At 39.3% G+C, this 24458-nt stretch carries 28 protein-coding genes and 3 pseudogenes; 28 read left to right on the top strand and 3 right to left on the bottom strand.

Features of this window, described 5'->3' with window-relative positions; translation table 11 throughout:
• The first annotated feature begins 96 nt into the window (after nt 1-96).
• The 8 genes and pseudogenes from ACWYN3_RS28815 to ACWYN3_RS28780 all read left to right on the top strand — a co-directional run bounded on the left by ACWYN3_RS28815 (nt 97) and on the right by ACWYN3_RS28780 (nt 6831).
• Nucleotides 97-1325: pseudogene (locus ACWYN3_RS28815) on the top strand (HD domain-containing protein).
• Between the two features lie 136 nt (nt 1326-1461).
• A complete protein-coding gene (locus ACWYN3_RS28810; protein WP_456217406.1) occupies nt 1462-2010 on the top strand; it encodes an LpxD N-terminal domain-containing protein in 549 nt (182 codons plus the stop codon).
• A complete protein-coding gene (locus tag ACWYN3_RS28805) occupies nt 1992-2465 on the top strand; it encodes a UDP-3-O-(3-hydroxymyristoyl)glucosamine N-acyltransferase (protein ID WP_456223185.1) in 474 nt (157 codons plus the stop codon). The genes ACWYN3_RS28810 and ACWYN3_RS28805 overlap by 19 nt, the downstream gene beginning before the upstream one ends.
• 79 nt (nt 2466-2544) lie before the next feature.
• A pseudogene (locus ACWYN3_RS28800) lies at nt 2545-3959 on the top strand (bifunctional UDP-3-O-[3-hydroxymyristoyl] N-acetylglucosamine deacetylase/3-hydroxyacyl-ACP dehydratase).
• Entirely contained in the window at nt 3956-4744 is a 789-nt protein-coding gene (lpxA, locus tag ACWYN3_RS28795) for an acyl-ACP--UDP-N-acetylglucosamine O-acyltransferase (protein ID WP_456217405.1), read from the top strand. The pseudogene ACWYN3_RS28800 and the gene lpxA overlap by 4 nt, the downstream one beginning before the upstream one ends.
• Nucleotides 4745-4751: 7 nt before the next feature.
• Nucleotides 4752-5369: an ABC transporter ATP-binding protein gene (locus ACWYN3_RS28790; protein WP_456217404.1), complete on the top strand. Its 618-nt coding sequence runs from the start codon at nt 4752-4754 to the stop codon at nt 5367-5369.
• A gap of 154 nt (nt 5370-5523) precedes the next feature.
• Nucleotides 5524-6084, top strand: a complete 561-nt coding sequence (efp, locus tag ACWYN3_RS28785) for an elongation factor P (RefSeq protein WP_456217403.1) — start codon at nt 5524-5526, stop codon at nt 6082-6084.
• A 168-nt stretch (nt 6085-6252) separates the two neighbouring features.
• A complete protein-coding gene (locus ACWYN3_RS28780) occupies nt 6253-6831 on the top strand; it encodes a 5-formyltetrahydrofolate cyclo-ligase (protein ID WP_456217402.1) in 579 nt (192 codons plus the stop codon).
• A gap of 1 nt (nt 6832) precedes the next feature.
• Here the strand turns inward: ACWYN3_RS28780 and ACWYN3_RS28775 are convergent, their stop codons facing one another.
• Together ACWYN3_RS28775 and ACWYN3_RS28770 are read right to left on the bottom strand one after the other, a co-directional pair.
• Entirely contained in the window at nt 6833-7603 is a 771-nt protein-coding gene (locus tag ACWYN3_RS28775; protein WP_456217401.1) for an exodeoxyribonuclease III, read from the bottom strand.
• Nucleotides 7604-7675: 72 nt separating this feature from the next.
• Nucleotides 7676-8398 carry a peptidylprolyl isomerase gene (locus ACWYN3_RS28770; RefSeq protein ID WP_456217400.1) on the bottom strand — a complete coding sequence of 241 codons (723 nt, stop codon included), beginning with the start codon at nt 8396-8398 and terminating at the stop codon, nt 7676-7678.
• A gap of 215 nt (nt 8399-8613) precedes the next feature.
• Between ACWYN3_RS28770 and ACWYN3_RS28765 the strand changes: the two genes are divergently transcribed.
• The 20 genes from ACWYN3_RS28765 to ACWYN3_RS28670 all read left to right on the top strand — a co-directional run bounded on the left by ACWYN3_RS28765 (nt 8614) and on the right by ACWYN3_RS28670 (nt 22783).
• Nucleotides 8614-9021: an HYC_CC_PP family protein gene (locus ACWYN3_RS28765; RefSeq protein ID WP_456217399.1), complete on the top strand. Its 408-nt coding sequence runs from the start codon at nt 8614-8616 to the stop codon at nt 9019-9021.
• A gap of 121 nt (nt 9022-9142) precedes the next feature.
• Nucleotides 9143-9682, top strand: a complete 540-nt coding sequence (locus ACWYN3_RS28760) for a heavy-metal-associated domain-containing protein (RefSeq protein ID WP_456217398.1) — start codon at nt 9143-9145, stop codon at nt 9680-9682.
• A gap of 8 nt (nt 9683-9690) precedes the next feature.
• A complete protein-coding gene (locus tag ACWYN3_RS28755; protein ID WP_456217397.1) occupies nt 9691-10503 on the top strand; it encodes a hypothetical protein in 813 nt (270 codons plus the stop codon).
• On the top strand, nt 10500-11009 hold the full coding sequence (locus tag ACWYN3_RS28750) for a DUF3347 domain-containing protein (RefSeq protein ID WP_456217396.1): 510 nt from the start codon (nt 10500-10502) through the stop codon (nt 11007-11009). The genes ACWYN3_RS28755 and ACWYN3_RS28750 overlap by 4 nt, the downstream gene beginning before the upstream one ends.
• Nucleotides 11010-11085: 76 nt before the next feature.
• On the top strand, nt 11086-11568 hold the full coding sequence (locus ACWYN3_RS28745; RefSeq protein ID WP_456217395.1) for a YceI family protein: 483 nt from the start codon (nt 11086-11088) through the stop codon (nt 11566-11568).
• Complete coding sequence (locus ACWYN3_RS28740; RefSeq protein ID WP_456223184.1) at nt 11502-11657, top strand: YceI family protein; 156 nt, start codon at nt 11502-11504, stop codon at nt 11655-11657. The genes ACWYN3_RS28745 and ACWYN3_RS28740 overlap by 67 nt, the downstream gene beginning before the upstream one ends.
• A 79-nt stretch (nt 11658-11736) precedes the next feature.
• Nucleotides 11737-11985, top strand: a complete 249-nt coding sequence (locus ACWYN3_RS28735; RefSeq protein WP_456217394.1) for a dioxygenase family protein — start codon at nt 11737-11739, stop codon at nt 11983-11985.
• Nucleotides 11986-12015: 30 nt separating this feature from the next.
• A complete protein-coding gene (locus ACWYN3_RS28730) occupies nt 12016-12573 on the top strand; it encodes a dioxygenase family protein (RefSeq protein WP_456223183.1) in 558 nt (185 codons plus the stop codon).
• A gap of 101 nt (nt 12574-12674) precedes the next feature.
• A complete protein-coding gene (locus tag ACWYN3_RS28725; RefSeq protein ID WP_456217393.1) occupies nt 12675-14558 on the top strand; it encodes a DPP IV N-terminal domain-containing protein in 1884 nt (627 codons plus the stop codon).
• Nucleotides 14540-15040, top strand: a complete 501-nt coding sequence (locus ACWYN3_RS28720; RefSeq protein WP_456217392.1) for an alpha/beta hydrolase family protein — start codon at nt 14540-14542, stop codon at nt 15038-15040. The genes ACWYN3_RS28725 and ACWYN3_RS28720 overlap by 19 nt, the downstream gene beginning before the upstream one ends.
• 140 nt (nt 15041-15180) lie before the next feature.
• Nucleotides 15181-15729 (top strand): peroxiredoxin, encoded by a 549-nt coding sequence (locus ACWYN3_RS28715; RefSeq protein WP_456217391.1) that lies wholly within the window; start codon nt 15181-15183, stop codon nt 15727-15729.
• A 129-nt stretch (nt 15730-15858) separates the two neighbouring features.
• Nucleotides 15859-16005 carry a hypothetical protein gene (locus ACWYN3_RS28710; RefSeq protein WP_456217390.1) on the top strand — a complete coding sequence of 49 codons (147 nt, stop codon included), beginning with the start codon at nt 15859-15861 and terminating at the stop codon, nt 16003-16005.
• 32 nt (nt 16006-16037) lie between these two features.
• Nucleotides 16038-16445, top strand: a complete 408-nt coding sequence (locus ACWYN3_RS28705) for a carboxymuconolactone decarboxylase family protein (RefSeq protein ID WP_456217389.1) — start codon at nt 16038-16040, stop codon at nt 16443-16445.
• Between the two features lie 138 nt (nt 16446-16583).
• Nucleotides 16584-17195 carry a TetR/AcrR family transcriptional regulator gene (locus ACWYN3_RS28700; RefSeq protein WP_456217388.1) on the top strand — a complete coding sequence of 204 codons (612 nt, stop codon included), beginning with the start codon at nt 16584-16586 and terminating at the stop codon, nt 17193-17195.
• A gap of 35 nt (nt 17196-17230) precedes the next feature.
• Nucleotides 17231-18604 carry a TolC family protein gene (locus ACWYN3_RS28695; RefSeq protein WP_456217387.1) on the top strand — a complete coding sequence of 458 codons (1374 nt, stop codon included), beginning with the start codon at nt 17231-17233 and terminating at the stop codon, nt 18602-18604.
• Between the two features lie 143 nt (nt 18605-18747).
• Nucleotides 18748-19035 (top strand): biotin/lipoyl-binding protein, encoded by a 288-nt coding sequence (locus tag ACWYN3_RS28690; protein ID WP_456217386.1) that lies wholly within the window; start codon nt 18748-18750, stop codon nt 19033-19035.
• Complete coding sequence (locus ACWYN3_RS28685; RefSeq protein WP_456217385.1) at nt 19007-19561, top strand: efflux RND transporter periplasmic adaptor subunit; 555 nt, start codon at nt 19007-19009, stop codon at nt 19559-19561. Before ACWYN3_RS28690 ends, ACWYN3_RS28685 begins: the two co-directional genes overlap by 29 nt.
• The gene (locus tag ACWYN3_RS28680; protein ID WP_456217384.1) at nt 19558-19707 is read left to right on the top strand and encodes a hypothetical protein; all 150 of its coding nucleotides are present in this window, start codon (nt 19558-19560) and stop codon (nt 19705-19707) included. Before ACWYN3_RS28685 ends, ACWYN3_RS28680 begins: the two co-directional genes overlap by 4 nt.
• A complete protein-coding gene (locus ACWYN3_RS28675; protein ID WP_456217383.1) occupies nt 19704-20648 on the top strand; it encodes an efflux RND transporter permease subunit in 945 nt (314 codons plus the stop codon). Before ACWYN3_RS28680 ends, ACWYN3_RS28675 begins: the two co-directional genes overlap by 4 nt.
• The gene (locus ACWYN3_RS28670; RefSeq protein WP_456217382.1) at nt 20609-22783 is read left to right on the top strand and encodes an efflux RND transporter permease subunit; all 2175 of its coding nucleotides are present in this window, start codon (nt 20609-20611) and stop codon (nt 22781-22783) included. Before ACWYN3_RS28675 ends, ACWYN3_RS28670 begins: the two co-directional genes overlap by 40 nt.
• A 207-nt stretch (nt 22784-22990) precedes the next feature.
• Here ACWYN3_RS28670 and ACWYN3_RS28665 read toward each other — a convergent pair.
• A pseudogene (locus ACWYN3_RS28665) lies at nt 22991-24447 on the bottom strand (IS1182 family transposase).
• Nucleotides 24448-24458 lie beyond the last annotated feature (11 nt).

The raw sequence follows: 24458 nt of genomic DNA, 5'->3' as shown, positions 1-24458 counted from the left end.
GTATAAGGTGTAAATAAATCCTTAAAAAGAGATATCTCTTTCTTAAGTACGGATAAAAATAGCAATTTTTGTACCGTATAATTTATTTTGCCAAGATTGAACAAAAAGAAAATAATAAATGACCCGGTATATGGATTTATCAATATACCCTCAGAATTGATCTTTGACCTGATCTCGCATCCCTTTTTTCAGCGTTTACGCTATATCAAACAATTGGGGATGACGCACCTGGTTTATCCGGGGGCTTTGCATACGCGTTTTCATCACGCACTGGGTGCAATGCACCTGATGTGCCTGGCTATTGATATCTTACGCAGTAAGGGACACGAGATTACAAAAGATGAGGAAGAGGGCGCAACGATAGCTATATTACTCCATGATATTGGTCATGGGCCATTCTCGCACGCACTGGAATATTCATTAGTGAAAGGCATTCAGCATGAGGACATCTCTATACTGATGATGGAACGTCTGAATATGGAATTTGAAGGGAAATTAAGCACGGCCATATCCATATTCAAAGGAGAGTATCCAAAGAAATTTCTGCATCAGCTGATCTCAAGCCAGCTTGATCTGGATAGAATGGATTATTTAAACAGGGATAGCTTTTTTACGGGTGTGAGCGAGGGGGTAATTAGTTTTGACCGGATTATTAAGATGTTTAACATCGCGGATGATCAGCTGGTAATTGAAGAAAAGGGAATTTATTCTATTGAAAAATTTCTGATAGCAAGAAGACTAATGTACTGGCAGGTTTATTTACATAAAACAGTCATTGCCGGAGAAATGTTATTGGTGAAAATTTTAAAACGGGCCAAAGAACTTGCAATTAATGGCGGGGATTTATTTGCAACCCCTGCATTGCAGCATTTTTTGAAGAATGAAATCTCTCAAAAAGAGTTTTTTGAAACGAATGTGCACTTGTTGCTATTTGCCAAACTGGACGATCAGGATATTTTTGCCTCTGTAAAAGTATGGGCGGACATCAGGACAGAATACTTTCTATGTTATGTAACATGCTGGTTAACCGTAATTTGTATAAGGTTGAGATTAGTAATGATCCGCCAGAGACAAGCAGAGTGGCGCTGATTAGTGAAAATACTTCATTTAGTCTTGGAATTGACCAGAATGAGGTATCTTACTTTGTTTTTACGGATATAATCAGCAACAGAGCCTATAATACTGGTGCTGGAAACAGCACAATAAATATTTTAATGAAAAATAATGCGACAACAGATATTGCAAAAGCATCAGATTTATCTAACCTGGAATCACTCGACAGAACAGTTAGAAAGCATATACTTTGCTATCCACGAATTATTTAGCATTATTTAACAAAATAATCCAATAATTATCCCGTTTTTTATCCGATTATACAAGAGCGTCGAAATGGTCAAATGGCTGATAAAATAGGGGGTTGTGATTATTTGTTCATATCAATTTAACATTTAACTTTGTAGAATGCAATTTACTGCCAAGCAGATAAGCGACTTTTTAAGTGGAACGGTTGAAGGCGATGAAACTATCACAGTTTCAGAACTTTCAAAAATAGAAGAGGGGAAAAAAGGAACCTTATGTTTTCTATCTAACCGGAAATACGAGAACTACATCTATTCAACGAACGCGTCAGTGGTTATCGTTGGGTTAGATTTTGTTCCTTCACAACCTATCAGCTGTACGCTGGTAAAGGTGAAGGACCCATATAGTGCTTTTTCTGTTTTACTGGAAAAGTACAATGAAGCTTTAAATCAATCTTCTGAAAAAACAGGCATTGAACAGCCTTCTTTTGTTCATCCTACAGCCAAAATAGGTAAAAACGTCTTTATAGGGGCTTTCTCTTATATAGATGCGAATGTCGTGATTGGCGACAATACTAAAATTTTACAGCAGGTGCACATTGGCATAGATTCAAAAATCGGCTCTGGCGGAACGTTTTATCCGGGAGTTAAAATCTATAACCGTTCTGTGATTGGAAAAATGCGTCGTTATCCATCCATTCTAATGCAGTAATTGGCAGTGATGGATTTGGATTTGCACCGCAACCCGATGGTACTTATACTAAGATTGCGCAGATTGGTAATGTCGTGATTGAGGATGATGTGGAAATTGGTGCCAACACCGCGATTGATAGAGCAACGATGGGCTCAACTTTTATTAGAAAGGGCTCAAAACTGGATAATCTGATTCAGATTGCGCATAATGTTGAGGTTGGTGAACATACAGTTGTTGCTGCGCAGGCAGGAATATCCGGCAGTAGTAAAGTAGGAGAAAGATCAGTAGTTGGCGGTCAGGTAGGAATTGCCGGGCATTTGTCATTAGCAAGAGGAACTCAGATTGGGGCCCAGGCAGGGATTAATTCCAATATAACAGAAGAGAATAAACAATGGCATGGCACACCAGCCCAGCCGCTTAGAGACTGGATGCGCGCATCTGTTTTGTTTTGTTTAAGCATTTGCCGGGAATAGAAAAACGGATTACAAAATTAGAGGCTGAAATTACAGCGAAACTCCAGTCATAGTATAATTAGTACCACACAAAACAATAATGAACGTTAAACAAAAAACCATAAAAAGCGAAGTTTCTGTACACGGAGTAGGCTTGCATACAGGTGCCAGTGTCACTTTAACTTTTTGTCCGGCTCCGGAAAACCACGGGTTTAAATTTCAAAGGACTGATTTACCAGGTCAACCAATCATCGATGCTGACTGTGACAATGTTACAGATACAGCCAGGGGAACAACAATTACGCAGAATGGAGCTAGTATCAGCACTGTTGAGCATGTGATGGCTTCTCTTGTTGGAATGGATCTTGACAATATATTAATGAAGCTGGATGGCCCTGAAACTCCAATTATGGATGGAAGTGCGATCCTTTTTGTTGAGGCGCTGGAAAGTGTAGGGTTGGTTAATCAAAGTATTGACCGCGAATATTTCCAGATTCCTCATAATATCACTTATACTGACGCTGAGCGTAAAGTGGAGATTGTGGCTATGCCGCTTGAAGATTATAGGTTTACCTGTATGATTGACTATAATTCTCCTGTTCTGGGCAGTCAGCATGCTGTAATTTCTAACATTGCTGAATTTAAAAGTGCAATTGCCTCGTGCCGTACATTTTGTTTCCTGCATGAACTGGAATATCAGTTAAAAAACAACCTGATTAAAGGTGGTGATTTGAATAATGCGATTGTGATTGTGGACAAAGAAGTTACGCGTGATGAATTAGATCACCTGGCTAAAATATTCCACAGAGAAAAAATAGACGTTGCTCCACAGGGAATCCTGAATAATATGGAACTCCGTTATCAGAATGAGCCAGCACGACACAAATTATTAGACATGATCGGTGACCTTGCGCTTGTTGGTATGCACATTAAAGGACATATTATGGCTGCAAGACCAGGCCATGCGGCGAATATTGCATTCGCCAAAAAGATTAAAGCAGCTATCAAAAAAGAAAAAAAAAAAAAAAAAATCAGCATGTTTATGACCCATCAGTAAAACCTCTTTACGATGTGATGCAGATCATGGACATTTTACCACACAGACAACCATTTTTGTTTATTGATAAAATTCTTGAATTGTCTAAAACACACGTAGTTGGTGTGAAAAATGTGACTATGAACGAAGAGTTTTTCAAAGGACACTTTCCTGGTGCACCGGTTTTTCCGGGTGTAATTCAGATTGAAGCAATGGCACAAACCGGTGGGGTTTTAGTGTTGAGTACTGTTCCTGATCCAAGAAATTATCTTACTTATTTCCTTAAAATCGATAAAGTGAGATTCAGGGCACAGGTATTGCCGGGTGATACTATAGTTTTCAGATGTGATCTGATGGAGCCAATCCGCAGAGGTATAGCACAAATGAAAGGTGTGGGCATGGTAGGAGAGAAAATAGTAGTGGAGGCAGAGATGATGGCTCAAATTTCAAAAGTTAAAGATAGCGAACGCGTATCATGATACAACCTTTAGCATATATACATCCTGATGCGATCATAGCAGATAATGTAGTAATAGAACCGTTTTCTGTTATACATAAAGACGTTGTAATTGGTGAAGGGACATGGATTGCCTCTAATGTGGTAATTATGGATGGAGCAAGGATAGGAAAGAACTGCAGGATTTTTCCTGGGTCTGTCATATCCGGCGTTCCGCAAGATTTAAAGTTCGCAGGTGAAGTTACTACTGCCGAAATCGGGGATAATACCACGATCAGGGAGTGTGTGACGATCAACAGAGGGACGAAAGATAAATGGAAGACTGTAATTGGGAGTAATTGCCTGATTCAGGCTTATTCGCACATTGCACATGATTGTGAGGTCGGTAATAACTGCATCTTTTCAAATAGTACGACGCTGGCAGGGCATATTACCATTGGTGATTATGTAGTTCTTGCTGGTTTAGTTGCTATACATCAATTTGTTAATGTAGGGTCTCACGCTTTCATCACTGGTGGTTCACTGGTACGTAAGGACGTTCCTCCTTTTGTTAAGGCCGCAAGAGAGCCTTTGTCTTATGCGGGTATTAATTCTGTAGGATTGAGAAGACGTGGGTTTTCTTCAGAGAAGATTAATGAGATACAGGAAATTTACAGGGTACTGTTCGTAAAGCATAATAATGTGACCAAAGCTCTTGATAAGATAGAGGCTGAATTTGCACCTACTGAAATCCGTGATGAAATCGTTGATTTTATCAGGAATTCTAATAGAGGTGTGATGAAAGGTTTTGGATCTACAAGCAGCTAAATTTTAAATGACAATCGATTTAAAAGATGCCGGCAGGCGATTTAATCAGGAGTGGATTTTCAGGAATTTCACTTACGGGTTTAAGGCTGCCGGTAAATATGCAATACTGGGGCCGAATGGTTCTGGTAAGTCAACACTTTTGAGTGTAATTCTGGGTAATCTGGAGCCCTCTGAGGGTAATATTACTTATACGCAGGATGGTAAGTTGATTCCGGTTGAAAAATGGTATAAGCAAGTGAGTTTTGCTGCACCTTATCTTGATCTTGTTGAAGAATTTACGCTGCAGGAAACCATTGATTTTCATTTTAAATTTAAGGAGTTTCATCCGGGAACGGGTGCGGCACATCTGATGGATCTTTTAGGTTTGGGGAAGGCACAGGATAAGGCGCTGAAATATTTTTCTTCGGGAATGAAGCAGCGGACGAAACTGGCTTTAGCCTGTTGTACCAATACACCGCTTTTGTTGTTGGACGAACCAACTTCTAACCTTGATAGACAAGGAATTGAGTGGTATCATGAATTGATCCGGGATTTTACCGCTGATAAGCTGGTACTGGTTGGGTCCAATCAGGAAAATGAGTATTCTTTTTGCGATAATTTTATAAAGATAACTGACTATAAATAGAGCAAAATGTGCTGAATTGCAAGGCTAATGTCAAGAAATCGATGGAAAATTAGCTATATATATAATTTTTAAAATAACTATTGTAAAACCGATAATTGTTTTTACCTTTGCGGCACGAAAGCACTGCTGGTAGAGCAATGAATTTCAGAAAAAAATGGCAAAAGCATCAGAAGTAAAAAGCGGTAATATTCTTCGGTTCAACGGAGAGTTAATACAAGTAGAAGAGTTTTTGCACCGTACTCCTGGCAATTTAAGAGCTTTCTACCAGGCTAGAATGAGGAATATTAAAAACGGCAAATTAGTCGAATATAGATTCCGCACGGACGAAGAGGTAACAATTTGCAGAGTAGAGACAAATGATTACCAATATTTATACGAAGATGGAGAATTCCTCGTTGTAATGGATAACAGTTCTTTTGAACAATTTAACATCCCAAAATCATTATTTGGGGATCAGATTAAATTCTTAAAAGAAGGCATGAATGTTGTAATAGCATTCGAGAGTGAAGAGCCTATTATGGCACAAACTCCTCAGCATGTTGAGCTGGAAGTTACATACACAGAGCCCGCTGTTAAAGGGGACACTTCAACAAATGCATTGAAATATGCGACCGTTGGAGCAAACGTTGAAATAAAAGTGCCGATGTTCATCAATCAAGGCGATAAAGTTAAGGTTGATACACGTACAGGTGAATATATAGAAAGAGTAAAATAAGAATTTTCATAGTTTAGTTTTAGGTTTAGGTTGATTTTGGCTTCGGAGTGGTTCCCGAAGCCATATTTTTTTGCGGGCTTTTTTTGTGCCTGTAATCAGACAGTTCAGGTAATTTTTATGGTAATCTTGTGCAGGATTTATAACTTGCAGTGCATAGCATAATAAAATATGAATAAAGCTGAAATCAGAAAACAGGAAACTTTAAGAAGAAAAGAACTTAGTCAGAAACAGGTGACTGAACTGAGTGAAAAGTTACTTGAGCAGTTTGCATCGCTTGATTTTAGCAGCGTAAAAATACTACACGTCTTTTTACCGATCGCAGAAAAGAACGAACCAAATACCTTTCTGCTTATTGAGTGGTTAAAAAAGCATCATCCGCAGATTAAAATAATTGTTCCCCGTGCTGACTTTAAGACCTCTCTGATGACCCATCATCATTATACAGGCAAAGAAGAACTGTTGAAGAGCTCATTTAATATTCTGGAGCCGATGGCTCAGCAAGAACATAAGGGGGCTATTGACATGGTTATTGTGCCTTTACTTGCATTTGATGACCGGGGTTACCGGGTTGGTTATGGCAAAGGCTTCTATGACCGTTTTCTGGTGGGAAAGAATATCCTGAAAGTTGGATTGTCCTTTTTTAAAAGCGTGGGAACCATTGTTGATCCCCACGTAAATGATGTTCGTCTGGATTTGTGTATTACACCAGATCAGGTTATTTATTTTAAAGACCGAGTGGCCGTTTAAGTTAACCGTTCAGTTCCAGTAATATCGGGCAATGATCAGAGTGTATAGCGTCAGACAGAATCTCTACGTGTTTAATCCTTTCCAGCATCGGTTGGGTTGCTAAATGATAATCGATACGCCAGCCCAGGTTCTTGCCTCTTGAGCCTGCTCTGTAACTCCACCAGGTGTAATGGTGAGGATCTTTATTGATGTGTCTGAAAGTATCAATGAAACCTGCGTCGAGGAACATGCCCATCCATTCTCTTTCCTGTGGCAGAAAACCAGAAGAATTGGCATTGGATTTAGGGTTATGTATGTCAATTGCGGTATGACAGATATTATAATCACCAGAAATAATCAGGTTTGGGTAAGTTTCACGCAGCTTGGTGATATACTTTTCAAAATACGCCATAAATTCATACTTTTTAACCTGTCTCTCGTCTCCGGAAGAACCAGATGGCAGATAGACACTCATTAAGGAGAAGGTATCAAAATCGGCCCTTAAAATGCGTCCTTCTTTATCAATCCATTCTTCACCACAACCATATTCTACATGGTTAGGTTTAATCTTAGAAAAGATGGCAACTCCACTGTATCCTTTTTTTTCTGCTGCAAACCAGTAATGATGGTAACCAAGGTTTTCAATCATGCCTATTATTTCAGGAATTTGTGAGGGAAGTGCTTTCACTTCCTGAAGACAGATCATATCTGCATCCGTTGATTGTAACCAGCCAACAAAGTTTTTTGTTGACGCTGCACGGATTCCATTTACGTTGTAAGAAAGGATTTTCATCGTAGTATATATTGTTTTTTAATTGTGATGAAGCTTACACGCTGTGCAGGTTTCATCGTAGTATATATTTTATTATTGATTAAGCAAAAAAGCAGTTTCTGTGTTTCCGGATTTTCTCATTTCTTTTTCCAGTTTACGTGCTTTCCTTCGTTTTAAGAGTGTAATAGTCATTTTAACGTCCACCAGAGGGCGGTTATTGGCGCCAGTCTTCACGCCCGCAATAGTATCAATTAATGGTAAACCGCTTACAACTTCACCATAAACAGTATATTTCTTATCCAGATGGGGTACGCCGCCTGTATTTTTATAGATCTCGCGCTCCCATTGCGGGATTTTAAATTTCAGTCTTTTAACTTCCATGCTATCCAGCTGTACGTCAGTAAATTTTTTCCCTTGTACGAGGTAAAACTGGCAGCCACTTGAGGCCATCAGCGGATTATCGTCTCTTGCAGCGGCTAACACTCCTTTTTTATGAAAAAGACTGTCGCGAAATTCGGCAGGAACTGTATAACCTACATCTCCATTGCCCAATTCTTTACCGGCGGACGCATTTTTCGAATCAGGATCACCCCCCTGAATCATAAAAGAATTGATTACCCGATGAAACAATGTGCCGTCATAGAACCCTTTTTTGACAAGTTTAACGATGTTGTCACGATGCTGCGGGGTTTTATTGTATAGCATGATGATACATTCGCCCTGCGCTGTTGTTATCTTTATATACTGATGTTTTGGCCCGGAAGCAAAAACAGAGTTCAAACAAAAAAAGAGCAGTAAAGTAAGGATTGGCTTCATCTTAAATGGTATTTTTGGCTAAGTTAAGACAGAATTCTGCTTTTAAAAACTGGTATGGCATAATCTTGTAATCTTTCTGTTTCTTGTGGCGGCTTCTTGATTATTCTGAAATTTTATAATAAATTTGATAACTGATAAACTAAATTAGGATTAATACTTCTAAAAGAGGTAATTTTAGTTAGTTGATATTTATCAGAACAGATTTAAAAAATTAAATGAAACTGAAACAAAAGATAGCTTTAGGATTATGTGCCTTTTACCTTGTTAGCGTAATAGGTGTTGCCTTGAGTCTGCATTTTTGCGGGGGTCAGCTATCTGGTATTCATTTGACGGAAGTAGCACATTGCAGTGGATGTAAGGAAGCAGAAAAGCCAGTTAAAGCAGATAATTCATGCTGTAAGAACACTAAGGTTGATGCTAAGATCAAAGACAGTCACCAGACAGGTCTGAAAGTTGATGTTCCTAAAAATTACAGTCTTCCTGTATTTCTATCTTCATTCTTTGCAGAGGTTGTTGAGTCTGTTTTGCCAAACATTTTCAGCAAAATAGAAAACAAAGTACCTCCTTTGTCCGCGCGCGCTTGCCTTGCCTTGCATGCCTATAACTGCGTTTTCAGAAATTAGATCAGGAATAAATTGAATAGTAATCGCGGATTTTTATTCGCCATTACTCCATTGTATTAATTTATTTCAAATCTATTAGGTACTGTTTCAGGAAGCTGAGCAGGATCTTATAAAATATTTCATGATGAAAACGATCAGATATTCTATTGTATTCTTATTGCTATTTATTGGCGGAAATACTTTCGCCCAGCAAATTTCTAAGGCCGAGTTACAGGTTAATGGTCTTACTTGTTCTATGTGTTCAAGAGCCACAGAAACCTCTTTGAAAAGCCTTGGTTTTATTGAAAATGTGTCTCCGGATCTTAACAGGAATGTTTTTGTGCTTACTTTTAAAGCAGATCAGAAAGTAGATCTGGATCAGATCAGAGATAAAGTTCAGGATGCCGGATTTTCTATCGGTGACCTTTCGGCAACCATTAATTTCAAAGACACAAAGGTGAACGATGCCGGTGTTGCTGAGGTTGACGGGAATGTTTTTCAGTTTATCAATGCGAAAAGCAAAACGCTGGACGGACCCGTTATTGCTAAGATAATGGACAAAGATTTTATTACTTCTTCGGCTTTTAAGAAAAAAGCTGCTGAATTAAAGTCTGAAACCTACCTTAAGGGGAAAGGCGTTGTACAGGGCAAAGAAACGCGCATTTTTCACTTAAGCATCTAGGCCCCGGAATGAAATATATTCAATTAGCAGCAGTAATTTTTCTGCTTGGCGGGAGCTTGCGTGCGTGTGCACAGGAATTATATGTGTTTACGGAGCCAGCAAGTAATATGGCTGCCAAATCAATTGGTGTCAGGATTACTAATGAGGGTATCTTTAACAGGGGTGGTAATAGAACTATGCCCGAAGTCATGTTTAGCTTCAATAAGAACCTGATGACACATTTTCAGGGGTTTTTCTCTGATATGGATGGTAAATACCGGTTGGAAGGTGGAAGTGTATATGCGAAATACCGTTTCCTTTCTATTGATACGCAGCGGCATTTGCGTGCAGCGTTATTCGGCAGGGTAAGTACAAGTAAACGCCCTACTTATACGGAGGATATTAACCTGGAAGGGGATAACAGTGGTATTCAGGGTGGTTTGGTGGTAACTCAGTTACTGCATAAACTGGCTTTATCGGGTACGGTGAGTTATACCAAAGCCTTTGATACGGAAAGCCGTATAGTAGCAGGAACGCCACAACCTGATCAAATGATCGGCTATAGTTTATCTTCCGGATATCTGGTGCTTCCTTTCATTTATAAAAATTATAATCAGCCCAATTTCAATGTTTATTTTGAAATGCTGGGTAAAACAAACCCGGTAAATGGCAGATCATACCTGGATCTTGCGCCAGCTTTACAAGTGATTTTGAACAGCAGAACACGAATTGACCTGGGATACAGGTTCCAGATAGCTGGTGATATGGCTGGCAGATATAATAAAAACATGTACCTGGTACGTGCAGAGTTTAATTTCTTTAACGTTAAAATAAAATTATGAAACAAGTACTTTTAGGTCTTGCCCTGTTTCTAGTGGCATCTTCACAACCTGCCGTTGCGCAGAAAGCCAGTGTATCTGGTAAATTTAATCAGAGTTTGAAAAGCTATTATGCCTTAAAAAATGCATTGGCTACTGATAAACCGGAGGATGCCCTGAAATTGGCTGGTGAGCTTCAGTTAGCGGTAAAGGAAGTTCCGCATAAAGGATTTGCAGATGCTAAGCAATATGTTTTATGGATGAAAGAATCTGCGGTAATCCAGCAAAAAGCGTCAGAACTAGCTAAAACAAAAGACTTGAAAAGTCAGCGTAAAAGCTTTGAGGGTATCAGTACTGCATTTATAACTTTAGCAAAAGAATTAAAGCTGAATAACCAGGATGTCTTTGTTCAATACTGTCCTATGGGGAAATTCAGCTGGCTGAATGAGGTTAAAGAAATACAGAACCCTTATTATGGAAGCCAGATGTATGACTGTGGTACTGTGAAAGATACGCTCGAAAAGAACTAATGCTTTCTTAACATACATCAAGGGTTTTTGCCATAATTCCCTATAGATTTGTATTGTTATTTAAAAACACATCATTATGAAAAAGATATTTTTATTCCTGCTTGCTGTTTCAATAAGTACTGCATCATTCGCACAAACAAAGTGGACAGCAGATCCAATGCATACCTTCATTAATTTTGAAGTTAAACATTTGGGGATATCATTTGTCAATGGATCGTTCAAGAAATTCGAAGGAACAATTGATGCTGCCAAACCAGATTTAACCGATGCTAAAATCAGCTTTACTGTTGATGTAAATAGTATCACAACTGGTGTTGAAATGAGAGATAATCATTTAAAAACAGATGATTTCTTTAATGCAGAGAAATATCCAACCATGACTTTTGTGGGTTCGTCTTTCAAAAAACTGAAAGATAATAATTATGAACTTGCTGGTAAATTAACTATCCGTGATGTAACTAAAGACGTTAAATTCAACTTGTCTATGGCGGAATTGCTAAAGATCAGCAGGCAAATACCAGAGCTGGCTTTCATGCTACTACCACAGTTAACCGGTTAGATTATCATATTAAATATGATCCGACAGGGATGGCAGTTGCGAAAGATATCAAAATTGAGTTAAACCTGGAATTCGTTCAGGCTAAATAATAAGAGCTTGTTTAAACAGAAGAGGGGTTGTTTGAGCATTCTAAATGCTTGAACAGCCCCTTTTTCAATTAAAGAAATTATGGCAAATTTATCAGAGCTTAAAAATTTAACGAGTAACCTTCCTGTCCGGGACGAATTGATGCCTGTTTTGTTTATTGGTCATGGTTCACCAATGAATGGAATTGAAGACAATGAATTTAGTCAGAAATGGGCTGAGATGGGCAAAACTATCCCTGTCCCAAAAGCTGTTATTGTAGTTTCAGCACACTGGTTTACCAGGGGAACAGCGGTTACGGCGATGAATTTTCCGAAGACTATACATGACTGACTTTGCGGATTCCCTCAGCCATTGTTTGATGTGGAATATCCTGCTCCCGGAGATCCTTTACTGGCAGCAGAAACAGCTAAACTGATTACGAGTACTGATGTGTTTTTAGACCATGACTGGGGTCTGGATCATGGAGCCTGGACAGTGTTAAAACATATGTTTCCGAAGGCTGATATTCCCGTTTTGCAATTAAGTATTGATTATACAAAAGATCCGAAAGCGCATTATGAAATGGCTGCTGAACTTTATCAGCTGCGCAGAAAAGGAGTATTGATTTTGGGTAGCGGAAATATGGTACATAACCTGAGGATGTTGAGTTGGGAGATGATGGATGGTGGCGGGTTTGACTGGGCACTTGAAATAAATGATCAGTTTAAAACATTGATTATGAACAAGGAGCATCAGCCGTTAATGGCTTATCAAAATTTGGGTAAGGCCGCAATGCTGGCTATACCTACACCAGAGCATTATTTGCCTTTGTTGTACACGTTAGGGTTACAAAAAAATGATAATAAAGAGGAGGTCTCGGTTTTCAATGATAAAGCCGTTGGAGGGTCTTTAACGATGACTTCTATTAGGATTGGCTAGCATAGCCTGTTTAAAATTAATCTGTAACATTTATAAAACCTTCTTTTGCAGTTGGAAAGGAGGCTTTATTTTTTCATAAATTGCGGTCTAAGCTAAAATTAATGAAGAAATTCTGCCTCTTATTCTTATTGGGTACAAGTATCGTAAAGGCACAGGAGCGTCCTGTTTTAACGGTCGAAAATATAATGCGTGACCAGAAATGGCTGGGTGTTTCTCCTTCTGACTATCACTGGTCTGCAGATAGTAAAACAATTTATTTTAAATGGAACCCGCAGAGTAAAGAGAATAATGAGTCTTATCAGGTTGATATTTCTTCCGGAAAACCTGTAAAGACAGAAGAGAAAGTGGCAAATCAGGCCATTATGCCTGAGTATGTCTATAACAACGATCGTAGTCTGGGTATTGTTGAAAGGTCTGGGGATTTATACCTGTATTCTTTCAAAACGAAGCAGAAGCAGAGATTAACTCATACGGTAGAAGCAGAAAGTAACCCTGTTTTTTTGAATAATGGGGCTATTGCCTTTCAAAAGGGAAATAATTTATATACGCTTAATTTAAATTCCAGTGAACTTAAACAGCAGACTAATTTTGTGTCAGGTAAAAAGAGTGCAAATCTGGCGGGGCAAAAATCACTGAACATACAGGATAACTGGCTAAAAACAGAACAGGATGAACTTTTTGACGTGCTTAAAAGCAAGAAACAAAAGGAAGCTTATAGACTGGCTAAAAAGAAAAGTCTGAATGGAGATGATAAGCCATTAAAGGCGATTGAACTTGGAAACCTGGAACTGAGTAATCTTGTAATCAGTCCGGATGGACGTTATATCAATTACAGATTGAAAATCCAGGGTGAGGACGGTAAAGAGACCATTGTTCCAAACTTTATCACCGCATCAGGTTATACAGAAGACATTCCCGGCAGGACCAAAGCAGGAGAACCTTTACCGGTCTATGAAAATTTTATCTATGATCAGCAGCGGGATACAGTTTATAAGTTGCTAACCGCACAAATCCCAGGAATTAAGGACTTGCCTGATTACCTGAAAGACTATCCAAAACAAATGGAAGCTGCGGTTAAGAAAAATGAGGATAGAAAAGTAAATTTATCTGGTCCAATCTGGAATATGGCGGGTACAGCTGCGGTTGTAATTGCTGAATCACAGGATAACAAGGATCGCTGGATCTTAAAACTAGATGCTGTTACTGGTAATTTTACACTTTTGGACAGACAGCGTGATGAAGCCTGGATAGGTGGGCCCGGTACCGGAGCAGATAATGTCGGATGGATTGATAACCAGAATATTTATTTTCAGAGTGAGGCCAGTGGCTATTCTCATTTATACAGGGTTAATGTTTCAACCGGAGTTAAGCGTCAGCTGACCAGCGGGAAATGGGAAGTGAAAAACCTTTCTTTAGCTAAAGACAAACAAGCATTTTATTTTACAGGGAATATAGAGCATCCGGGGATCACGCATTTTTATAAAGTGAATGCAAATGGAGGAGCTCCTGTTAAAATTACCAGTATGAAAGGTGGTAATGAGGTTACATTATCTCCTGACGAACAGTGGCTGGCTATCAATTACTCTTATATGAATAAGCCCTGGGAGTTGTATATTCAGGCTAATAAGCCGGGGGCTAAGGCGATAAAGGTGACGGAGTCATCATCAGATGTATTTAAAGCTTATCCCTGGAGAGAGCCTGAGATGGTGTCCTTTAAAAACAGATATGGGGATGAGGTATATGCAAGGGTATATCCTGCTTTAAAACCTGCTGCAAATCGTCCTGCAGTTGTATTTGTACATGGTGCTGGCTATTTGCAGAATGTACATTACTGGTGGAGCCAGTATTCCCGTGAATATATGTTTCATAACCTGCTTGCTGATAATGGCTACACGGTAATTGATATTGATTATATACGGCTAGTTCAGGATATGGCAGAAATCACCGGACAGGTATTTATCGTCATATGGGTGGTAAAGATTTAACAGATCAGGTTGACGGTGTAAAATTACTGGTTGAGAAATATAATGTAAATCCTAAACATGTGGGGATCTATGGAGGTTCATACGGAGGGTTTATTACTTTGATGGCATTATTTAATGAGCCGGATGTTTTTGCTTCTGGTGCGGCTTTACGTTCAGTGACAGACTGGGCGCATTATAACCACGGTTATACGTCGAATATTCTGAATGAACCTTTCAATGATGAGCTGGCTTATAAACGCAGTTCTCCAATTTATTTTGCGGCAGGTTTAAAAGGAAATTTGCTGATGTGTCATGGGATGGTTGATGAGAATGTGCAGTTCCAGGATATCGTTCGTTTGAGTCAGCGCTTTATTGAGCTGGGTAAAAACAAGTGGGAACTGGCTGTTTATCCTGTTGAAGACCATGGATTTGTACAACCAAGCAGCTGGACTGATGAGTACAAAAGGGTATTTAAACTGTTTGAAAGTACGTTAAAACAGTAAAATAGGGAGCTTCGAATCTGTTGGGGTTGTGTATAGCTTTTGTCTATAGGGTCATCAATATTAAGTATCTGTTATCTTTTGAATAGGGTTGATAAAGAGGCAATATTGATGTATTTTTGCACAACGAAAAAAACAACATTATGATTAATATAGGTGAACAATTTCCAGCTTATTCAAAACCAGCTGTAGTTAGTATAGAAAAAGGAAAAGAGTTTGAAACATTAACTTCTGAAACTTTAGTAAATGAGAACAACCAATGGACTTGTATGTTCTGGTGGCCGAAAGATTTTACTTTTGTTTGTCCTACTGAAATCGCTGAATTCAATGCAAACTTTGGTGAATTCCGTGACCGTGATACAACTTTAATCGGTGCATCTACAGATTCAGAAAACGTGCATTTAGCCTGGAGACATAACCATGATGATTTACGTGGTTTAAAATTCCCAATGCTTGCTGCTGATACTTCTAAATCATTAGCTGAAGCACTTGATATTTTGGAGCCAACAGAAAAAATCGCTTACCGTGCAACTTTCATCATTGACCCACAAGGAATTATCCGTTGGGCTAGTGCAAATGACTTAAGCGTTGGACGTAATGTAAAAGAAGTATTAAGAGTTCTTGACGCTTTACAAACTGACGAACTTTGTCCTTGTAACTGGGAAAAAGGTGAAGCAACTTTAACAGTTTAATTTATTATCCTGTTTTTATAAACAGGGTTTAATTCATAAAAATCCCTGTAAATGCATTTTGCAGGGATTTTTTGTATCCATAGAATCTGTTTGATTTAGTTTTATACAGGTTCATAAAAGCATAAAAAAATGAGTGAAAGTACTGAAACCATAGAAGAATTATTGGCCATTGTAGGCTTAAATCCTGGCTATAGAAACGAAAGTATACATCTTTTGGAAAAAGGTAATTCAAGATATGTACGTGACTTGAAATTGAATTTTAGCAGCACACTTTAACTTCATCGCATATTACTGAAAAAGAATGTGCTTTGTTAGGTTTAAGCATCGCTATAAATAATAACAATAAAGTATTGACTGATTTCTTTGAGAAACATGCGCAGTCGAAAGAAGCGACAGCAGAAGAAATTGCAGAAGCTGCAGGATGTGCATCCTTGCTGGCTTTAAACAATGTTCTTTATCGTTTCCGTCACTTTACAGCAAAAGAGAAATATACCAGAATGCCTGCACGTGTACGCATGCAACTGATGGGTAACCCGGTTACTGGTAAAGAGTTTTTTGAATTAATGAGTTTAGCTGTTTCTGCTGTTAATGGATGTGAAATGTGTGTAAATGCACATGAAGAATCTATTTTGGCATTAGGTGCTACCGAAGAGCGTGTATTTGATGCAATCCGTATTGCTTCAATCGTTACTTCTGCTGGTAAAGTAATTTACTAGATTCTACGAATTTATAGGAAAAGGAGGGTCTGAAAAGGGCCTCCTTTTGTTGTATAAGAGGTTTTTTGAAAAAAAATTACAATTTATTTGCATTTACTGAACGGTGTTCATTACATTTGCGGTGTATAATTTAAGAAAATGGGCATATCAGAGAGAAAAGAACGGGAAAGGGAAGAGATGAAGACGATGATCACTACTGCGGCCATGAAAATGTTCCTGGAGGATGGTTATGCAAAAACGTCAATTCGTAATATTGCTGACGCAATTGAGTACAGTCCCGGAACTATTTATTTGTATTATAAGGATAAAGATGAGTTGCTATTTGAAGTTCAGGGGCAGGCCTATCTTAAATTACTGGAAGCATTTAAAAAAAATGCAATTAGCAAAGACCCTTTGGAAAGACTGGAGCAATTGGGTAAAATCTATGTTTCTTTCGGACTGGAAAATCCGGAGCTGTATGACCTGATGTTTATTATCCGCGCACCAACTAATGTAGATGAATCGGTTCATGGGCATAACGGTGACGCCACCTTTAATTTTTTAATCAGCTGTCTGGAGGATTGTATGAAGGATAAGCTGTTGATCTTTAAAGATGTAAATCAAGCGGCACTACAGATCTGGTCTATGGTCCATGGTCTGGTATCTCTTAACCTTCGTTGCCGTTTAAAGGTGATGATCCCCGAAGAAGCATCGATACCGGATATCTTAAATCAGGCAATAGAAGAATATTTAATTTCAATAAGGGCTTAGGCCTTTTTTTGACTTATCACTAAACACTGTTTATTATGTATACATCATTTATTAAAGCGTCTGTATTACTCACCGGATGGATGCTTATTTTGGGGAAACCCGTCATGGCCCAGCAACAAAACCGGCAGTTGGATGATTATATTTCTTTGGCTTTTGGACAAAACCAGGGTTTGAAGCAGCAAAATTTTGATCTGGAAAGATCCATGTTTGCACTAAAAGAGGCTAAAGCCATGTATATGCCTACCGTAAGCATGTTGGGTAGTTATACAAAGTCTGCTGGAGGCAGGACTATCGATGTGCCGGTTGGTGATCTGGTTAACCCGATTTATACTGCGCTGAATCAACTGACTTCATCGTCTAAATATCCTCAGATTGCGAATCAGTCATTCTTATTGAACCCGGATAATTTTTATGATGTAAAGTTACGCACTTCGCTTCCGCTGGTGAATGCGGAAATCCGTTATAATAAACTGATTAAACAAAAACTGATTAGTAGCCAGCAGGCTGCCGCAAACGTTTACAAAAGAGCTTTAGTTAAAGATGTGAAGACGGCTTATTACCACTATTTTCAGGCTTTACAAGGCATCGAAGCATATCGTAGCGCTACATTGCTCATTAATGAAAATATTCGCGTAAACACGAGCCTTTTGCGTAATGGGGTGAGAAACGGAACGGCATTGCTTCGTGCGCAAACTGAGCTGGAGAAAAACAATGCAGCTTTAATCAATGCACAGCGTAACGCAGATAATGCAAAAGCATATTTTAACTTTTTATTGAACCGATCATTAACAGAGGTAATTAACACAGACAGTGTGGCTATTGCCAATGTGTTAGTTTTGCCGGATACGACAACTGGTATTGGCAGCCGTGAAGAGTTAAAGCAGTTAAATATATTGAAAGAGGTAAATGGTATCGATTACAAGCTACAGCGGTCCAACCTGATTCCAAAGCTGAGTACATTTATTGATCTTGGATCACAGGGGACTGACTTCAAAGTCAATGATAAAACCAGGTATTATCTGTGGGGAGTGAATCTCCAGTGGGACATCTTTACCGGAGGAAAAAATAAATTCCGTGCGGCGCAGGCTCAGTCGAATATAAGGGCTAATACAGCGAAAATTGATGAAACGGAGCAATCGTTTAAATTACAGTTAGCGCAGTCCTATAACAATTATCATTCTGCAAAAGCGGCTTGTCTCAGTGCAGTCTCGGGCTTGTCATTTGCCGGGAAATACTACAGAGATCAGCTTAAGGCTTATCGCGCAGGACAGCTGTTATATCTGGAACTTATTGATGCGCAGGACCAGGACCAGTTAACGAGTGTGCAAAACTCAGAATGGCTGATGCCCGGGCCGATTTGCAGATTACGCTGGCCGAACTGGAACGTAATCAGGCTACCTATCCATTAAATAACTAATATTAAAATATATACAAAATGAAAGCTATTCATTATGCTACCCTATTGCTGTGTATACCGTTGTTTTACGCGTGCAATAATTCAGCCCCTGCTGTCAGTAAAAAAAGAGGGAACGATACCATTCCAGTCAAAATTATGAAACTTAACCAGGAAAGCAGTAATGCAACTATTGCGGTCTCCGGACAATTTACAACTGATGATGAAGTTTTGCTATCCTTTAAAACCGGAGGAATTATTAATAGCCTGCTGGTTAAAGAAGGGGATGCGGTGAAAAAAGGACAATTGCTGGCGACTTTAAACCTGACAGAGATCAATGCTCAGGTACAACAAACGCAATTATCCTACGAAAAGGCAAAACGGGATTATCAACGGACAAAAAATCTGTATAGTGACAGTGTCTACTTTAGAGCAATTGCAAAATAGTAAGACTTTGCTGCAGGTTGCTCAGCAGCAGCTTAATCTGGTCTCTTTTAACAGGAAATATTCTGAAATACATGCTCCGGAGAACGGATTTATTTTACGCAAACTGGCTGATGCGGGGCAGCAGGTGTCCTCTGGTACGACTGTGTTGCAGGTTAATGGTGCTCAATCGGGAAAATGGCAATTAAAAGTTGGAATTAGTGATAGGGAATGGGCCATTCTGAAATTGAATGACCATGCGAAAATTGAAACTACTGCTAATCCGGGACAATTTCTGGATGGGGTGGTGAGCCGTAAATCTGAAGGGGTTGATGCTGCTACAGGAACTTTTACTGCTTATATCACTTTAACCGGAAATCGGCCCAAAACTATTGCTGCGGGGATGTTTGGTAAAGCAATCCTCAACCCTTCAAAAATAATTGAACATAAAGGAACGTGGCAAATACCGTATGAAGCTTTACTCGATGGAGATGGTGTAATAGCGGATTTGTATTTGTTACCAATGATAACAAGACTGCTCATAAAGTGAAAGTAACGGTTGCCGGAATTGAAAAAAACACGGTAATCATCAGTGATGGGCTACAGGACGCTGCGGCATTAATTATTTCAGGATCAGCTTATCTGACTGATCAGAGCCCGATTAGTATTCATTCATCTTTAACAGCGACGAAATGAAAATATCAGATTACGCTGTAAAAAACAGCCAGTTTACGCTGGTAATTTTTCTGATGATTATTGTATTGGGAATTACCACTATGTTCAGCATGCCCAGATCTGAAGATCCGGAAATGCATGCACCTGCCTTTTCTATCATTATAGTTTATCCGGGAACCAGCCCAAGAGATATTGAAGACCGGGTGGTTACACCGCTGGAGAAAACTATATCAGGACTTGATGACATTAAAAGAATCCGGACTAATATTTCTAATGGAGTCGCGGTTTTACGGGTAGAATATAAGTACAGTTCTAGTGTAGAAGAAGGTAAGTATCAGGAAATTGTAAGAGAAGTAAATAGTAAAAGAAGCGAGCTGCCGGCAGATATTTATAGCATTGAAGTGCAAAAACAGCAGCCTTCGGATGTTAATGTATTGCAGGTTGCACTGGTTTCAGAGAATGCACCACGCAGCCGGATGCAGTATTATGCAGAGAAACTTCAGGATGAACTGGAAAAAGTGGCTGCATTGAAGAAGGTGTCCATTTTTGGTTTGCCAAGACAACAGGTTCGTATAGAACTGGACCTGGAAAAGATGGCTCAGATGAACCTGCCGGTTAGTGCCGTGAAAAATAGCCTTCAAAGTGAAATGGCGAGTATACCGGGCGGTAGTATTGATGCAGCTCATCAGACTTTTAATATTGTGACTAATGAGTACCGTACGTTAGAAGCTGTTCAGAACACGATTGTTTATGCAGCAGGCGGAAAAAATGTAAGCTTAAAAAACATTGCTAAAGTTTACTATGGTTATGAGGAAGACAAACACACATTTACGCGCCTGAATGGGCAGAGGAGCTTGTTTATAACCGCGGCACAGAAAGAAGGAGAAAAAATCAGTAAAAAACGCAGAAGAATTATCAGCCGGTGCTGGATAGTTTTAAAAAGACGCTGCCTGCAAATATAGATCTGGTACAGAATTTTGATCAGGCAGATAATGTGAACAGGAGATTATCCGGTCTGGGGCATGATTTTATTATTGCAATCTTATTGGTTGCGGTAACTTTATTGCCTTTAGGAATACGTCCGGCTATTATTGTAATGATTTCAATACCGCTTTCGCTGGCCATTGGGATTGTGTTATTGCAATTGTTTGGTTTTAACCTGAATCAACTAAGTATTGTTGGATTAGTAGTCGCGTTAGGGCTGCTGGTGGATGACAGTATTGTTGTCGTCGAAAACATTGAACGCTGGATGCTTGAGGGGCATAGCCGTCTGGAGGCAACCTTAAAGGCGACAAAACAAATTGGAATGGCTGTAGTAGGCTGTACAATTACTTTGATCATCGCTTTTATGCCATTGGTGTTTTTACCAGAAGGATCGGGTGATTTCATCAGATCGTTACCACTGGCTGTTATTTTTTCTGTCATGGCTTCGATGCTGGTCTCTTTAACAATTATTCCTTTTCTATCTAGTCGTTTGCTAAAAACACATGTTGGAAATCCAGAAGGGAATATGCTGATGCGTGGGTTAAAAAGATTGATTCATGGCAGTTATGCCCGTTTACTGGATAAAGCACTTCAAAGACCTATTTTGACTATTTCAGTAGCTGTAGCACTTTTCGTGACTTCGGTATTTCTTTTTAAAATCATTGGATTTAGTTTATTTCCCGCATCAGAGAAACCCCAGTTCCTGGTTAATATTACAACACCTAACCAGTCTAATCTATCTTATACGGATACGGTAACAAGAGCTATTGAGCGAGAGCTGAAGAAAGAATCAGATGTTAAATACTATTCTTCCAATGTCGGTAAAGGGAATCCGCGTATTTATTACAATGTAATACCTGAAAATGATCGTAGTGACTTTGCACAGCTATTTGTACAGCTTGATGAACATACTTCTCCTGATGAAAAACTGAGGCTGATTCAAAAATTACAGCAGCGCTGGGCACATTATCCCGGGGCAAAAGTCGAAGTAAAGAATTTCGAACAGGGACCGCCAGTGGTAGCGCCAATTGAGATACGTCTTTTTGGAGATAACCTGGATACACTGCGCTCACTTTCTGTTAAGGTAGAGAAGTTGTTGAAGGAAGCATCAGGGACAATGTATGTCAGAAACCCGGTCAGTCTGCTTAAAAGTGATATTCGTGTAGTCGTAAATAAGGAAAAAGCGCAATTACTGGGTGTATCAACTATTAATATTGACCAGACTGCAAGGCTTGCTGTGACTGGATTAAATATGGGAGTTTTTTATAATAATGATAATAAAAACGGATATGGTGTATTGCTAACCCGTACTAAGGAAGGGCGGCCGGGCATGGATGCTTTTCGTAATTTATATGTAGATAATGCGAAAGGGATAGCTTTGCCAATGAACCAGGTCGCTGACTTGAAACTGGAAGCCTCACAGGCAGTTATTAATCACCAGGAGAAAAAAAGAGTCGTGTCTGTACAGGCTAATGTGCAAGAAGGATTTTTGGTGAACCGTGTAATTGATGATGTAGTGGTTAAAATGGATAAGCTTCGCTTGCCAGCAGGTTACAGTTATGAAATGGGTGGAGAAGTAGAATCCAGAAATAATTCTTTTGGTGGATTTTTAAACATCATTCTGGTTACCGTGTTCTTGTTTATTGCTGTACTGATCCTTTTATTCAAGACGTTCAAGAGTACGCTGATTGTTTTATCGGTTATACCTTTAGGTGTAGTTGGGGCTGCAGTGGCCTTATGGATTACAGGAAACTCACTTTCTTTTGTCGCTATTATTGGTTTGATTGCACTGGCGGGAATAGAAGTGAAGAACACGATTCTGCTGGTAGATTTTACAAATCAGCTGAGAAAACAGGGGAAAAGCTTGCAGGAAGCAATCCGTGAAGCTGGCGAGGTACGTTTCTTACCAATTGTCCTGACTTCTCTAACAGCAATTGGTGGATTAATCCCGATTGCAATATCTACTAATCCATTGATTGCACCTTTAGCTATTGTTTTAATAGGCGGATTAATAAGTTCTACCTTATTATCAAGAATTGTTACTCCGATTATTTATGAGCTGATCCCTCCGGCAATAGAGGTTGAAGAAGATAGAGCAGCTGAGACTGTTTAGCAATGAAAAAGGAGGCGTCCATTTTGGAGGGCACTGAAAAAGTTCCTCTTTAATGGGTAACATTCTAAAGCGATTAAGTAAAACATGATTTTTACTTAATCGCTTTTTTTATTGGCTATGGAATCGTGAGTAATACCTGCGGATGAACTGGCGCTAAAAAAGGGCGATAACTGGTCTGATAGCCCGTTTCCTTTCGGTTTTACAGACTTAGGTGGTTAATTTGATGATTCTCTTTAAATTAACAGTGAATATGGCGATTGCTCCCTGCATCTGCATATTTGTAATGCCATAGGATGTCGCCCGTCCATAACCATGTACATTTTTTAACTCACTATTTTTCGCTTCGATTTTATATCGATGTTTGGCCTTTTCTTTAAAGTAATCTGTTTGCTGGAAAGCTTGTTGCTCCTGATGTATGGTTGATTTTATAGTTACTGCATAAGTTTTTGCCTTAGCTCCAGGTTTATAACACCCCTGTTTTAATGGACAGGTCTTACATTTTTCAACGTCAAAATAGTAAGTGTACGATTGATTTTGACCAATATTCTTCTTCCCCTGCCGCGCTTTTCGGATGGCCATGTGTCCGGCGGGACATACAAACATATCAGCATCTTTATTATAATCGAACTTGTCTTCTTCCTTTCTAAACCCCTGGGTTATTGAAGGGTTCAGCTTTGCTACTATCTTTATGTTCTGATCGTCGTTGTCTTTCAGTATAAGGTTTTCCTTACCGGAATAAGCTGAATCACCGATTATCGTATCTACCTCGATTCCATTATCCTGACTTATTTCCAATAGCATTGGCAGTTCAGGGCCATCACCTTTTTCACCAGAGGTGACCACTGCAGCTGTAATGATGCGTTCCTCTGTCATGGCCAGGTGGGTCTTGTAGCCAAAGAATTTGCTGTCAGCTGATTTATGACCGGTTCTGGCATCCGTATCTTTAGAGAGCGTATAGTTTTCCTGTGTATCTTCCACAGTCTCTTTCAATAGATTTAACTTCTCTTTGATCGCTGGAATTGAACTTAATGTATGATCTGATTCAATAAGCTTTTCAAGCTCCTTACAGTAAGCCAATTCCTTTTCCAGCTCAGCCGAATCGTTCTTTTTCGGCATGCGCTCTTTCATCTCTTCATCTATACTGTAAACCGCTTTTCGCAACAACTTTGAGCGTTCTCTCAGCACCTCAACTACGGAATATGGATTTGATCTGGACAGAGAATGGGTAGCATCAAAATAATAGATCTGGACTTAATAATACCCTTTTCAAGGGCTATAGCGACCGTTTTTCCGATCAGCAGGTTCAATAAATCTGTATCCTTCAAACGGAGCTTTCGGAACTTAGTCAATGAACTGGAATTGATAACTTCATCCTCAGGAGCCATGTCAAGGAAATATTTGAAGGACATATCGTAGCGCGAGCGCTCAACCACATCAACGTCCGAAACAGTATAGATTGTTTTCAACAACAGGTATTTGAACATGCGCACGGGACTTTCCGCCATACGCCCATTATTTGAACAGTATTTGTCCAGCAGTTCTTCGTAGATAAAGGTGAAATCTATCAGTTCGCTGATCTTGCGAAGCAGATTGTCCTTGGGAATGATCAGGTCATATAACCTCGAAAAGGAACTGAACTGAAGTTCTTGTTGGTGAGCTAACATCTAAAAGCATT

Source organism: Pedobacter sp. NJ-S-72 (assembly GCF_053890575.1).
The sequence above is the reverse complement of the archived record's forward strand: the minus strand, read 5'-3'. Positions and strand labels throughout refer to the sequence as shown.